This is a genomic window from Mucilaginibacter terrae (assembly GCF_031951985.1).
GTDB lineage: Bacteria > Bacteroidota > Bacteroidia > Sphingobacteriales > Sphingobacteriaceae > Mucilaginibacter > Mucilaginibacter terrae_A.
The window spans coordinates 4,257,347-4,270,806 of record NZ_JAVLVU010000001.1; the positions used below are offsets into that span (position 1 = coordinate 4,257,347).

Below are 13,460 nucleotides of genomic sequence, written 5' to 3' on the forward strand. Positions count from 1 at the left end.
ATCACAGCAATGTTAAGCACAAGCTTATCTTTGTTCAAATTTTTCAATTCCAATGATCGATGTTCTGCTAAAGCATATTAGTGAAAAGGTTACGCTCAGCGAGCAGGACAAGGCCTTAATGTCCAATTATTTTGTTCCCAAAAGATTAAGAAAGCGCCAGTACTTACTACAGGAAGGCGACGTTTGCAAGAACATCACCTTTGTATCAAAAGGCCTGCTCCGCACCTATAATGTTGATGATAACGGCGACGAGCACATGAGCGTATTTGGCTGGGAGGGTTGGTGGATTTCTGATTTTAACAGTTTTTTAACCGGTGTGCCAGCCATGTTTAATATTGATGCCATTGAAGATTCGGAAGTACTGCTTTTATCGCGCGAAAATTATGAAGCCATAACGCTGGCCATCCCTGTAATGGACCGCTACTTCAGGATACTTTATCAAAACAGCATTGTAACCAAAGAACGTCGTTTAATGAGTTCGGTAACCGATACCGCCGAAGAAAAATACCTGAGATTAAGCCAATCAAACCCCGATATGATCGAACGCATTCCTCAAAACCTCATTGCCTCCTATCTTGGCATTGCTCCCGAAACGCTGAGCCGTATCAGGAAGAGCCTTGCTACCAAAAAATAAATCTGTTTACACTTGATACAGATCAAGTGTATTTCTTAAGCAGGGTCAAGTGTGATTGGGTTTGCTACCTCTAAATTTGACGTTATAAATTTTAACAAATGTCAGATACCATTAAAGCATTAGTTGTGGGTGCCAGCGGCATTACCGGCAGCAATCTTGCTAAAAAACTCATAAGCAAAAATATTACTACCTATGGATTGTCGCGTAACCCCGATAGTAGCCTCACTGGCGTTATACCCGTTGCGGCTAACCTTTTGGATAAGGATAGCCTTGCCACGGCAATAGCAGATATTAACCCCACCCATATATACTTTACCGCCTGGATGCGTAACGATACCGAAGCTGAAAACATTAGAGTGAACAGTCTTTTGGTAAAAAATGTGCTTGATGCCCTTTCGGTAAAGGGCAGTATACAACACGTGGCCTTGGTAACCGGGTTAAAGCATTACCTTGGTCCGTTTGATGCTTATGCAAAGGCCGGAACATTGCCCTTAACACCCGTGCGCGAAGAGCATCAGCGCTTACCTTTAGATAACTTTTATTACGCTCAGGAAGACGTGATCTACGCCGCCGCAGCCCGCGATGGTTTTACCTGGAGCATACACCGCCCGCATACGGTGATTGGCTACGCCGTGGGAAACCTCATGAATATGGGCACCACCCTGGCCACTTACGCCAGTATTTGTAAAGAAACCGGCCGGCCATTCCGTTTCCCCGGTTCGGCTGCGCAGTGGAACGGACTATCGGATGTCACCGATGCACGCTTACTGGCCGAACATATGATATGGGCATCAACCACCGATGCCGCCCGTAACCAGGCTTTCAATGTAGCCAACGGTGATGTTTTTCGTTGGAACTGGCTGTGGCAGCAAATAGCCGACTGGTTTGGCATTGAAGTCGCAGGTTTTGACGGCACCATACACCCGCTCGAAACCGAGATGGCAGACGATACCGAAGTATGGACCAGCATTGCCCAAAAGCACGGCTTAAAAGAAACCAACCTGTCGCGCCTGTCATCGGCCTGGCACACCGACCTTGATCTTGGCCGCCCTTTAGAGGTCATGACCGATATGTCGAAAAGCCGAAAGCTGGGCTTTACTCATTATCAAGACACCCGCGAATCGTTCTTTGAACTTTTTGCTTTGTTGAGAGAATTGAAGTTGATTCCGTGAGGATGAGTTTTAATATTGAAAGCCCGGTTTGCCGGGCTTTTTTGGTTTATCTCTATTCGCTCCAGCAAACGTTTAACCTATTTAAAGCCTCCGCTCAGTTTCGGTAATAACAACATCATTTATACTGGCGTAACGTTTTGCCATTAGGCCGTCTTCGTTAAACTCCCAGTTCTCGTTGCCATAAGCACGGTACCATTGGCCGCTTAGGTCCTGGTATTCGTATTCAAAACGCACGGCAATACGGTTATCGGTAAAAGCCCAAAGCTCTTTACGTAATTTGTAGTTAAGCTCACGTTTCCACTTACCGGTTAAAAACGCAACAACCTCCTCGCGGCCATTTACAAATTGCGAGCGGTTGCGCCATTCGGTGTCTATTGTGTAGGCTTGTGCAATCTTTTCAGGGTCCTGGCTATTCCAGGCATCTTCGGCTAATTGTACCTTTTCAATAGCTGTTTGGTAGGTAAAAGGCGGCAGCGGATATTTCTTATTCATAAAGTATTTATTTGATTTATACAAAGATAGCCTGCCTTACAATGCTGTTTGTGGTAGTTATTATGGTTTGTGTGGTAGTATTAGTGTTTAATAAGTTCCGCGATTAAGTTCACAAGACCACAAGCGGGCCGCTTGCGGGAGCACGGGGAGTTTTATTCTTTTCATTTAGCAGAATCGCTCAATAATCTCTTTCTTCTAACGCTAAGAAGAAAGATGAGTTTGTTAAAATTGCCGCAGAACATAGTATCGGTCTGCCGAAACAGTTAACCGCACTTGCATGAAATCCCCACACAAAAAAAGCCCGGCAAAACCGGGCTTCCTTATTTCAATAACTGAATAACTATTACTACGTACTAAGTTTATTGCTGATCTTAATCACCTCGCTATCCAGTTTATTAGCACTGGCACGCAGCATGGTAACCATGCTTTTTATATCGTCGCTAATATCCATTTCTTCGAGCAGGGCTGTGAGCCCTAAAATATTAGCTAAGGGTGCTCTTACCAAATGCGATTGATCGAAAGCTACTTCTTGCAGGGCAGCTGCCTTAGCTGCTTTTTCGGCATCGGCTTCTGCTTTTTTTCTTAAAAGTTCTTCTTCGTACATTTTACGGTGGGATACCTGGTATACCGTGGCGGCAAACAACAACTCCCCATCCTCATTTTTACGGAATGCCTTGGCGCTAAACAGGCACGGAAAACTGCATTTATCGGTCAGGATTTGAAAACTGATCTCTTTTACATCATTCTCCAACTGTAGTAACGGCTGAACAAATAACTGGTAATATATTTTGCCGCCTCTGTCTAAAAACGAAGAAACGTTTTGATACATCACTTCATGAGCATCAGCGTTTAGCCACTTTAATAAGGTTTGATTTACATGCACAATGGACCCATCGGCATGGAAAGTAAACAGGCCAACAGGGGCATTGTTATATATAGATTCGAAATCTATGTCAGATGATGATATCAGGGGATAGAGGTATTTCAAGTATTGCTGCCTTGTTGGCAGTCAAGTAACCATCTATTGCCTCAATTGTTTTATCGGGTGCGCTTAAATGCGGGCAATGGCCGGTTGCATCTAACAAAACTAACGTATTACCGGGTGTATGCTTTTTAATGTAATAACCTACCGATAGGGGTGCCAAAATATCTTCGCTACATTGTAAGGTTAGGCTTGGTACGCTAAGTGCGTGCAAATCGGTGCGGCAATCGGTATAAAAGGTAACACGGGCAAACTCGCGTGCAATATCAGGGTTGGTAGCGCAAAAATTAGCGGTTAGCTCTCCGCCCAGTTCAGGCCGGTCGGCATTACCCATAATAAGCGGTGCCATAGCGCCCGACCAGCCCAGGTAATTGCTATCCATCATGTTAAACAAGGCTTCCAGGTCTTCTTTTTCCATACCGCCAATATAATCGCCATCATTAAAATAGCAGGGCGATGGCGATACAAAAATGAGGTTGCTAAAATAGTCAGGCTTGGCAAGGGCGGCACGTGCGCCAATCATACAACTTACCGAATGGCCAATAAATATCACTTGTTTAAGCGCTAAAGCTTCGAGTACTTCTAACAAATCGGCCACGTAACCATCCATCAATTGGTAGCGTTCCGAGTTGTAAGCGGTTAGATCGGATTGCCCCGCACCCACAAAATCAAACAGCACTAATTGATAGTGTTCCTGATAAGCAGTAACAAAATGTCGCCAAACATTTTGGTCGCACCCAAAGCCATGGGCAAAAACAATGGTTTGGTCGCCTTTGCCAATTACCCTAACATTATTCCTTTTTAAAACATCCATCATATCCACCTCACATGTATGCTAACTTGTACGGTAACAAGTATATAATGTTCGCTATTATCACTATTTGATTTAAATAGTTTAGTAAAGCCAATAACCCTTGCGGTAGCGGACGGCTATTTTTTCTTAGTTATTGAAGTGCTGCTGTTCTTTAGATGCCGTTGCTTGCTTCCGCATATCCTCTAAGGAAAGCTTGGGTTTGCCCAATTGCGCTTCCTGAGCCAGCTTGTTCATTTCCGAGAATGATATTTTGTAATTCATCATTGATGCTTTTTTGCGAAAGACTTTAAGAATTATTGTCTTTAATAAAGTCTAATAATTTTTTACCGAGAGTAATAGCCTCTTCACTTAAATCATTCTCTGATTGCATGAAACTAACTGCTCTCTTAGCAAAGTTAACCTTATCATTTACCGTACCTGATTCAGCGGCATATTTTCTACTTAAATCTGGAATGTTTTTTTCGATATATGTGCCTAAATAACTGTCCTTAAAGTGATCTTTTGTAGAGAAATTTTTATTGAACTTTAATTTCGCCGTGTTATCTCCCTCGTAATCTTCTATCACTTTTTTCAGAATAGGGGAAGAGATAATATTCTCCATTTCTCGGGCTTCTAAACAATAATATCTATCTCTCAAAGTATCTTTCAACTCTTTATGCCTTTCCATTTTACTACCTGGTGAACCATTTTTCTTAAATCCAGCACCATCTTTGTCGCTAATTAAAAAAAGTTTGCCACATAATCTTTTTACTTCAATATTGGGGTGATTGCCATCTTTGTCTTTTAGAAACGACCAGTGGGTGATATTTCCACCTCCATACTCAACAAAAGAGTAATGAATATCCTCCTTAAACTGCTTATCCTCCTCACTTTGAAGTATATCAAGATATTTACGTAAATATATACGATCTGTTATTCCTTCAACCCAAATCGTACAATTTGAAAGAAATACTGAAGAATTTCTAACACCTATTATGTCTAAAATATTGGAATCTTCATTTTCGACGTTTTCTATAGTAAATCGTGGTTCTCCTTCGATTTTTTCATTCTCCTTGAAAGTATATACTGAAACCTTATCCACATCTAATGTTATATCTAAAAAATGATTTGAGTGTGTTGTAATAAAGTATTGAAAGTTTGAAAAACGTTCATGTAAGATTGTTTCAAGGAATATTCTTTGAAATCCTGGATGCAGATAATGTTCTGGTTCTTCAATAAAAATATACCGTTTTTTGCCTTGATAGAAGAATAGGGGATAAGTAAGAATAATTATTGATTGAATGCCGTCACCTAAATCATAGATAGAATGATCTCTATCACCTATCCTTACATAGACAACCTCCTTATTTATTCGTGGAACTACATTGATATCTTTACCTTCAAAAAAATTCTTACTAAGAAAATCTTCAAATTCTCTAACTCTATCTCGTTCTTGTTTAGTACCTAATAGAAGCTTTTTTAGATCTTCATACAAAGAAACACCTGTATAAATTTTATTGTCTAATGCGTCATCCTCTAACTTAAAATAATCTTTTTTGGTAGTCTTTAAATAAAGATCGTCATCAGTACCATAAATCTTTCTAAGGCCTCTTAAAGTTGGAAAGTAAATATTATCAAGACGAACCTTGGCTAAATGAGAAAATTTATCTTGAATTTCGTTTATATACTTAACGGCAATTGATTGTACTTTGCTTTCGATATCTCCTTGTGTTATGTACTTTTTCGTATTATAAGATGAGTACTTGATGTTTTTTACGTCATAAATACCCTTTAATACAATATCATTTATATTGAAATATTCCGTTATGAAGTCAATTTTTTCGATTGTTGTTAGTATATTTAGGATGCCACCATAGTCGCCAATAATGTACTCATCATAAAAATCGGTAATCTCTGATTTCAGGTCTTCTAAAAGTTTATTTAATATTTGAAGGTCAAATTTATTTAAAGTAAATTTTAGTTCATTGTTCTTCGAAAAAAAAGCTCTTGTAAATCTACTTTTTCCAGAATTATTAGACCCTATAAAAATATTTACTTTTGAAAATTTGCTTAAAACTCTACTGCCATCATACAAACAGTAGCTGTTAAAATTCTCCTCGTCAAGGTATAAAGATTCTATCATGTAGTAAGATTTAGACACTAAGCTAACAAAATAACCCACAAAAAAAGCCCGGTAAAACCGGGCTTCCTTATCTCAATAACTCAATCAAACTTAAACACCTAACAGCAAACGTGCAGGGTCTTCCAGTAATTGTTTAACACGTACCAGAAAGCTTACCGATTCGCGGCCGTCAACAATACGGTGATCGTATGACAGGGCAAGGTACATCATGGGGCGTATAACCACTTGTCCGTTTACAGCAACCGGGCGCTCGATGATATTGTGCATACCTAAAATAGCCGATTGTGGCGCATTAATAATAGGCGTGCTCATCATCGAACCAAAGATACCGCCATTGGTAATGGTAAAGGTACCGCCGGTCATGTCTTCAATGGTCAACTTGTTTTCGCGGGCTTTACCGGCAAGGTTTACTACGGCTTTCTCAATTTCGGCAAGGCTCATCGCATCGGCATTACGGATGATAGGAACCACCAAACCTTTAGGAGCCGATACAGCGATAGAAATATCAGCAAAGTTGCTGTAAACAATTTCTTCACCCTCAATACGGGCACCAACTGCAGGCCACTCAGAAAGTGCTACGCAAACCGCTTTGGTAAAGAACGACATAAAGCCTAAGCCTACACCGTGTTTCTCTTTAAACTTGTCTTTGTATTTAGAGCGTAACTCCATAACCGGCTGCATATCAACCTCGTTAAAGGTGGTTAGCATAGCGGTTTCGTTTTTAACAGCTACCAAACGCTTGGCAACGGTTTTACGCAGGTTAGTCATTTTCTCACGACGCTCTTCTCTTGCACCAGTGGCAGTTGCAGGAGCAGCGGCAGGGGCTGATGCTTTAGCCGGAGCAGAAGCCGGAGCAGCTGGTTTTTGTTGTGCGTTAACCGCATCTTCTTTAGTAATACGACCGCCAACGCCGCTTCCGCTTACAGCCTCGGGGCTCAAGCCTTTTTCGGCTAATATTTTACCCGCAGCAGGTGATGGGGTACCGGCAGCGTAACCGTTTGATGAAGGAGCGGAGATCGGGGATTGAGGAGCGTTTTGAGCAGCTGGTGCGCTTGGTGCTTCGCTCTTCGCTCCGGCAGCACCGCCACCTGTAATTGAGCATACTACCGCGCCAATGGCTAAAGTATCACCTTCGGCGGCAATGGTTTTAAGGGTACCTGCACTTTCGGCAGTTAACTCAAACGTTGCTTTATCTGATTCCAGTTCGGCAATGGCTTCGTCCATTTCAACCTGGTCGCCATCTTTCTTAATCCAGCGCGACAGGGTTACTTCGGTAATTGACTCGCCAACCGCAGGAACTTTAATTTCTAATGTTTTGGCTTCGGCAACAGGTGCTTCAGCGGCAGGAGTAGCTTCAGGTCTTTCTGCACGCTGACCAGGTGCGCTTTCGTCGGCAGCCTGTGCGGTGCTTTTGTCAACCGGTGCAGGAGCAGCGGCAGCAGGAGCGCCACCGGCTTCAATGCTGGCAACCACAGCGCCAATTGGCAGGGTGTCGCCTTCGGCAGCAACAGTTTTTAAAGTTCCGGCACTTTCGGCAGTAAGCTCAAAAGTTGCTTTGTCCGATTCTAATTCGGCAATTACTTCATCCATTTCAACCGCATCGCCGTCTTTTTTAATCCAACGCGACAGGGTAACTTCGGTAATAGATTCGCCAACCGGCGGAACTTTGATCTCTAAACTCATGTTGTTATTTATGTTGTAGTTTTGGAGTTGTCGGTTGTCTGTTGTGAGTTGTCTGTAATAGAAACCTTAAGCTTCCTCACTCACAACTGACAACTGACAACTGACAACTAAAATTTAATCTGCATTAGTTTCGGCCATTTTCTTGGTCGATTTTTTTACTTTCTCTTTTTGATCCTGGCTAACCGGGGCTTCAAAAGCTTTGGAGATGATATACAACTGCTGCGAAGCATGTTGTTTTGAGTAACCGGTTGCCGGGCTACCACCTTCTTTACGCGAAATTACCTCTAACTGCAATGGGCTCTTGCGGAACTTGCGCAGCATGTAAGGCCATGCGCCCATGTTCTCCGGCTCTTCTTGCACCCAAATAAAATCGGTAGCGTTGCTGTATTTAGCTTTAACGGCTTCCATTTCCAATACAGGAGTTGGGTATAATTGTTCTACGCGCACAATGGCAACATCGGCACGTTTATCGGCCTGTTGTTTGTCCAGCAATTCGTAGTAAATTTTACCACTGCAGAACAATACGCGTTTTACCTTTTTAGCATCGGCTGTGTAAGCATCGTCAATAAGTTCGTGGAAACCGCCTTTGGTAAACTCATCAATTTTAGATACACAAGCCGGGTGGCGCAGTAAGCTTTTTGGTGAGAAAATTACCAATGGCTTACGGAAATCGCGGTGCAGTTGGCGGCGTAAAATATGGAAGAAGTTAGCAGGTGTAGTACAGTTAGCCACCTGAATGTTATTATCGGCACAGGCCTCCATAAAACGCTCAATACGTGCCGATGAATGTTCAGGGCCTTGTCCTTCGTAACCGTGAGGTAATAACATTACCAAACCGTTACCACGCTGCCATTTAGTTTCGGCACTTACGATGTACTGGTCGATGATGATTTGCGCACCGTTAACAAAGTCGCCAAACTGTGCTTCCCAAATGGTTAAGGCGTTAGGGTTAGCCAGGGCGTAACCGTAATCAAAACCTAAAACACCATATTCAGAAAGCAGGGAGTTGTAAATGTAAAATTTAGCATCACCGCCAATGGTAGTTAGCGGAGTATACTCCTCATCCGTATCAGGCAGGGTAATAACCGCGTGGCGGTGCGAAAATGTTCCGCGTTTTACGTCCTCACCACTCAAACGTACCGGGTGACCTTCTTTTAACAAGCTACCGTAAGCCATCAGCTCACCCATAGCCCAATCAAAGGTTTTGGTTTCGTTAACCATCTTACGACGGTCTTCAAACAGTTTTTCTATCTTTTTGAAGAATACTTTGTCTGACGGCAAATCGGTTAACTTTTTACCAATCTCCAGTAATTCTTCTTCGCTTATAGCTGTATCGGCTTCTGCATATATCTCCGCTTTGGTAGGTAAATGTAAACCCTGCCACGAACCGGCAAACATGGCGTTACCTGTTTCAATACGGGCTTCGGCCTTGGTTTCGTCCAGTTGTTTTTGCAACAGGTCTTTAAAGCTTTTCTCTATTTCTTTAGCAGCCTCGGCAGTAATGCTGCCTTCGGCCAGTAGTTTCTGGTAGTAAATTTCGCGCGGGTTAGGATGTGCCTCAATTGCCTTGTATAAAGTAGGCTGGGTAAATTTAGGCTCATCCGACTCATTATGACCGTACCTGCGGTAACATAAAATGTCGATAAACACATCCTCGTTAAACTCCTGGCGGTACTCCATAGCCATGTTAATAACATAAGCTAAGGCTTCCACATCATCACCGTTTACGTGGAATACCGGCGATAAAACCGTTTTGGCAATATCGGTACAGTAAGTGCTCGAACGGGCATCTTTAAAGTTGGTGGTAAAACCAATTTGGTTGTTAATAACCAGGTGAATGGTACCGCCGGTTTTGTAACCGTCCAGCTTTTCCATTTGCAACACCTCGTATATAATACCCTGGCCGGCTACCGAAGCATCGCCGTGGATTAATATAGGTGCAATTTTATCATGGTCGTCGCCGTATTTACTGTCAATTTTAGCACGGGTAATGCCTTCAACCACCGGGCCAACTGTTTCCAGGTGCGATGGATTAGGGCACAAACTTAAGTGTACTTTTTTACCGGTCGAAGCTTCGATATCGGTTGAGAAACCCAAATGATATTTTACGTCGCCACCAATGGTCGACTCTAAATCGTAGTTCTTACCTTCAAACTCGGCAAATATCTCTTTGTACGGTTTGCCCATAATGTTGGCCAACACGTTCAAACGGCCGCGGTGAGCCATACCAATGGTAAACTCCTCGATGCCTAATAATGAACCTTTTTCAATAACCGAATCAAGCGCAGGGATAAGTGCCTCGGCACCCTCTAACGAGAAGCGCTTTTGCCCCAGGAATTTTGTACCCAAAAAGTTTTCGAATCCTACAGCCTGGTTAAGCTTCTGCAACATGCGCGTTTTTTCCTCCTTAGAGAACGACGGCTGGTTGCGTTTGCTTTCCATCCTGTTTTCAAACCATTTGGTTTTAATAGGATTACGCATGTATTTATACTCGGCACCAATGGCCTGGCAGTAAGTATCTTCTAAAAGTTGACGAATGTCGCGCAGTTTGGCAGGGCCTAAGCCAATTTCTACACCGGCATTAAATACAGTATCCATATCGGCTTCGCTCAAACCAAAGGTTTCAAGCTCTTTGCCCGGATAGTACTTGCGGCGCTCTCGTACGGGGTTGGTTTTTGTAAACAGGTGACCGCGTGTACGGTATCCGTTTATCATATTCAGCACGTTAATTTCTTTTAAAACGTGCTCAGGGGTGGCCGAAGAGGCTGTGCCTGCGGCAGATTGAGGTGCCGAACCTTGACCAAAATCGAAACCTTCAAAAAACTTTTGCCAGCCGTAATCAACCGACTCGGTGTCTTGTTTGTAAGCCTCGTATAGTGAGTTTATATAGTCAGCGTTTCCGCTATTAACATAATTTAGACGATCCATCTGAATACCAATCTGTAAAACGGTACAAAACTAAGAATATATGATGTAAACTACACGGTTTAATTTGCTTTTGGTTTTGCATTTTTTTATATTTTGCAGATTAGTGACGGGTACTTAGTGTAAATAACGTTTGAGTTATAAATATTAACTCAAATTAAGCGGTGTGCAAATCTATAGATAGGTTAAAATGTTATTTCTAACGACAGAGAGAAATCTTATACGCTTGATAGATGTATAGTTTTCTCCTTAATTTGAATTACAGGGGAGAAATCAGATAATCATATTTACTCATTCAATCCATCACTCATTCACTCATTGAATTTGGGCGTTGCCTTCGGCCCAGGCTATCCGCTGCAAGTCCTACTTCGCTATCGCTGCGTTCCGGGCTTTACGCTACTATCCTTTACGCAAGCTGCAACTTAAATTTTTTTAACATATTCCTTTTATACTTGTTGTTGCAGACATGATAGCAGTTCCTATATATATTAAGGTACTCGTAGCAGCAGTGTTACTATCCTCATGCATGCAAACCAGTAAACCTGCCGATACCTATATTCCAAAAGATAACGAACCTGCAGTAAAACCCATCATTGTAAAAGCCGGGCAACCCGACGCCGATATTAATACAGGTAATACTGCCCCCGAACAATTAATTGCTTACGCCCGAACATTAAAAGGTATACCTTACAAATATGGATCGTTAAAACCCGACGAAGGATTCGACTGCTCCGGCTTTATTACTTATGTATTCAATCATTTTAATATCGTGGTACCGCGCTCATCGGTTGATTTTACCAATGTAAATACCAGCGTTACTTTAAGTGAGGCCAAACCTGGTGACCTGATGCTTTTTACAGGTACCGATAGCACCAGGCGTGTGGTAGGGCATATGGGCATACTGGTACAAACAGGAAGCGAGCCTATATTTATTCATTCAACATCGGGTAAAGCCAATGGCGTAACCGAAACCCCGCTGAATAGCTATTATCAAGGACGATATGTTAAAACTATCCGGGTTTTTAAGTAGAATAGTCAGTTATAAAATCGCAGTATAACTAATAAGTTAGTTTTTTTTGTTGTTATGATAACTACTGATCTGTAGATTTTGAAAGTAGGTATTGAATTTAATAATTTTAATAAATGTGCTTATTTGGTTAAAAAAAAGCATTTTTAGTAGATTAAATATTGAAGAAATGATAAAAGTAAAAACAAAATAAAATTTGTTGTAACGTTTTGAGTTAATGTTGTGTCTTATGGATATAAAACAAAAAACAATAAGTCATAACCTCAGTTTACAAACAATATGAAAACTTTAAAATCAATAGTATTAGGATTAGCTTTATTAGTAACTGCAAACATTGTTAAAGCCGACGAAATTATCCCTGCTACTGCAAAAACCAAAGCAAACGCTATCACCGCTTATGTAAGCAGCATCACTTTAGGTCAAAATGCCGACTTAGCCGATGTAGTTGACAACAGCGCCAAATTCAATGTTTTGCGTGGTAAAGAAGTGTTGAGCTTTAACAAAGCCGAAATGCTGAAATTTGCTAACGAGAATGAGAACGTTCGCCAGGATTGCAAAACTTCAGTAACCGAAGTTGAGAATAACGACGACATGAGCATCGTAAAAGTTGAAATGAACTTTGGTACTTTTACTCGTACCAACTATGTTACTGTAGCCAATACCGGCGAAGGTTGGAAAATTACCAACGTATACTCGGTATTCAAATCATAAGTAGGATACAAAAAGATAGTTTTAGTTAATCAAAGCCGCTCCTAATAGGGGGCGGCTTTTGTGTTTTATAAGCGTTTGTAGAGATGGCGGTACTTGCATTTTAAAACCTTATTGTATTCAAAAAGGTAGACGGCATCCTTTTCTTTTTAATGTATTAGCCATAATGTTACAAACGTTAATCACCATAAAACGCGATCACTTAAAATTACACCTCATGAAGCATCAGTATTTTGATTAAATGATGCAATTTGTTAACAAACTTGCTGCTATTACTCCCCTAATGTTAAAGAGTTGTTAAATGTGAAAATAACGGACACAAATGTGTAACGTTTGCAGTTAAGGCTTTGTCTTATAGATACAAAAGCAAATGAAAAACACATTATTTAACACTACAAATCTTAACGATATGAAAACCTTAAAATCACTTGTATTAGGCCTGGCCTTATTAGTAGTAGCTAACATTGCAAAAGCAGACGAACCAATTCCTGCTGCCAAATTAACCAAAAACTATGCGGTTGAAGCCTATGTAAACAGCACCACCCTGGGCATCAACGCCGACTTTGCCGGGGTAATTGAAGAGAACGCCAAATTCAATATCTTGCGTGGTAAAGAAGTGTTGAGTTTTAACAAAGCCGACATGCTTAAATTTGCCAAAGAAAACAAAGATGTGCGCCAGGACTGCAAAACTTCAGTTACCGAAGTAGAAAGCAACGACGATATGAGCATCGTAAAAGTTGACATGAACTTTGGCTCCTTTACCCGCACCAACTACGTAACCATTGCCAACACCGGCGAAGGCTGGAAAATTACTAACGTGTATTCTGTTTTTAAATAAGCAGAGAGAAACTCAATATTTATAACAAAAGCCACTCATTTGAGTGGCTTTTGTTGTTTGATA

At 41.5% G+C, this 13,460-nt stretch carries 12 protein-coding genes; 5 read left to right on the top strand and 7 right to left on the bottom strand.

The window, feature by feature from the left end; translation table 11 throughout:
• Window positions 1-52: 52 nt before the first annotated feature.
• Entirely contained in the window at window positions 53-634 is a 582-nt protein-coding gene (locus tag QE417_RS18115; RefSeq protein ID WP_311951990.1) for a Crp/Fnr family transcriptional regulator, read from the top strand.
• 98 nt (window positions 635-732) lie between these two features.
• The gene (locus tag QE417_RS18120; protein WP_311951991.1) at window positions 733-1,806 is read left to right on the top strand and encodes an SDR family oxidoreductase; all 1,074 of its coding nucleotides are present in this window, start codon (window positions 733-735) and stop codon (window positions 1,804-1,806) included.
• Window positions 1,807-1,887: 81 nt separating this feature from the next.
• Here QE417_RS18120 and QE417_RS18125 read toward each other — a convergent pair whose 3' ends face one another.
• From QE417_RS18125 to QE417_RS18155, 7 genes are all read right to left on the bottom strand, one after another.
• The gene (locus QE417_RS18125) at window positions 1,888-2,298 is read right to left on the bottom strand and encodes a nuclear transport factor 2 family protein (RefSeq protein WP_311951992.1); all 411 of its coding nucleotides are present in this window, start codon (window positions 2,296-2,298) and stop codon (window positions 1,888-1,890) included.
• 346 nt (window positions 2,299-2,644) lie between these two features.
• Entirely contained in the window at window positions 2,645-3,286 is a 642-nt protein-coding gene (locus QE417_RS18130) for a PAS domain S-box protein (RefSeq protein WP_311951993.1), read from the bottom strand.
• Window positions 3,252-4,097, bottom strand: a complete 846-nt coding sequence (locus tag QE417_RS18135) for an alpha/beta fold hydrolase (RefSeq protein ID WP_311951995.1) — start codon at window positions 4,095-4,097, stop codon at window positions 3,252-3,254. The genes QE417_RS18130 and QE417_RS18135 overlap by 35 nt, the downstream gene beginning before the upstream one ends.
• A 123-nt stretch (window positions 4,098-4,220) precedes the next feature.
• Window positions 4,221-4,358 (bottom strand): hypothetical protein, encoded by a 138-nt coding sequence (locus tag QE417_RS18140; RefSeq protein ID WP_311951997.1) that lies wholly within the window; start codon window positions 4,356-4,358, stop codon window positions 4,221-4,223.
• Between the two features lie 22 nt (window positions 4,359-4,380).
• A complete protein-coding gene (locus QE417_RS18145) occupies window positions 4,381-6,216 on the bottom strand; it encodes an ATP-dependent nuclease (RefSeq protein ID WP_311951999.1) in 1,836 nt (611 codons plus the stop codon).
• Between the two features lie 90 nt (window positions 6,217-6,306).
• Window positions 6,307-7,899, bottom strand: coding sequence for a 2-oxoglutarate dehydrogenase complex dihydrolipoyllysine-residue succinyltransferase (odhB, locus tag QE417_RS18150; RefSeq protein WP_311952000.1), 1,593 nt, complete (start codon window positions 7,897-7,899; stop codon window positions 6,307-6,309).
• 114 nt (window positions 7,900-8,013) lie between these two features.
• Entirely contained in the window at window positions 8,014-10,827 is a 2,814-nt protein-coding gene (locus QE417_RS18155; RefSeq protein WP_311952001.1) for a 2-oxoglutarate dehydrogenase E1 component, read from the bottom strand.
• Window positions 10,828-11,350: 523 nt separating this feature from the next.
• Between QE417_RS18155 and QE417_RS18160 the strand changes: the two genes are divergently transcribed.
• The 3 genes from QE417_RS18160 (at window position 11,351) to QE417_RS18170 (ending at window position 13,397) form a co-directional block, all read left to right on the top strand.
• Window positions 11,351-11,854, top strand: a complete 504-nt coding sequence (locus QE417_RS18160; RefSeq protein ID WP_311952002.1) for a C40 family peptidase — start codon at window positions 11,351-11,353, stop codon at window positions 11,852-11,854.
• Window positions 11,855-12,130: 276 nt separating this feature from the next.
• The gene (locus QE417_RS18165; RefSeq protein ID WP_311952003.1) at window positions 12,131-12,562 is read left to right on the top strand and encodes a nuclear transport factor 2 family protein; all 432 of its coding nucleotides are present in this window, start codon (window positions 12,131-12,133) and stop codon (window positions 12,560-12,562) included.
• A 406-nt stretch (window positions 12,563-12,968) separates the two neighbouring features.
• Window positions 12,969-13,397 carry a nuclear transport factor 2 family protein gene (locus tag QE417_RS18170; protein ID WP_311952004.1) on the top strand — a complete coding sequence of 143 codons (429 nt, stop codon included), beginning with the start codon at window positions 12,969-12,971 and terminating at the stop codon, window positions 13,395-13,397.
• The last annotated feature ends 63 nt before the right edge of the window (window positions 13,398-13,460 follow it).

What these genes read in the sequence shown, in the direction of transcription:
- QE417_RS18115 (WP_311951990.1), top strand. Translation starts at nt 53, where the DNA reads ATGATCGATGTTCTGCTAAAGCATATTAGTGAAAAGGTTACGCTCAGC.
- QE417_RS18120 (WP_311951991.1), top strand. Translation starts at nt 733, where the DNA reads ATGTCAGATACCATTAAAGCATTAGTTGTGGGTGCCAGCGGCATTACC.
- QE417_RS18125 (WP_311951992.1), bottom strand. Translation starts at nt 2,298, where the DNA reads ATGAATAAGAAATATCCGCTGCCGCCTTTTACCTACCAAACAGCTATT.
- QE417_RS18135 (WP_311951995.1), bottom strand. Translation starts at nt 4,097, where the DNA reads ATGATGGATGTTTTAAAAAGGAATAATGTTAGGGTAATTGGCAAAGGC.
- QE417_RS18140 (WP_311951997.1), bottom strand. Translation starts at nt 4,358, where the DNA reads ATGATGAATTACAAAATATCATTCTCGGAAATGAACAAGCTGGCTCAG.
- QE417_RS18145 (WP_311951999.1), bottom strand. Translation starts at nt 6,216, where the DNA reads ATGATAGAATCTTTATACCTTGACGAGGAGAATTTTAACAGCTACTGT.
- odhB (WP_311952000.1), bottom strand. Translation starts at nt 7,899, where the DNA reads ATGAGTTTAGAGATCAAAGTTCCGCCGGTTGGCGAATCTATTACCGAA.
- QE417_RS18155 (WP_311952001.1), bottom strand. Translation starts at nt 10,827, where the DNA reads ATGGATCGTCTAAATTATGTTAATAGCGGAAACGCTGACTATATAAAC.
- QE417_RS18160 (WP_311952002.1), top strand. Translation starts at nt 11,351, where the DNA reads ATGCAAACCAGTAAACCTGCCGATACCTATATTCCAAAAGATAACGAA.
- QE417_RS18165 (WP_311952003.1), top strand. Translation starts at nt 12,131, where the DNA reads ATGAAAACTTTAAAATCAATAGTATTAGGATTAGCTTTATTAGTAACT.
- QE417_RS18170 (WP_311952004.1), top strand. Translation starts at nt 12,969, where the DNA reads ATGAAAACCTTAAAATCACTTGTATTAGGCCTGGCCTTATTAGTAGTA.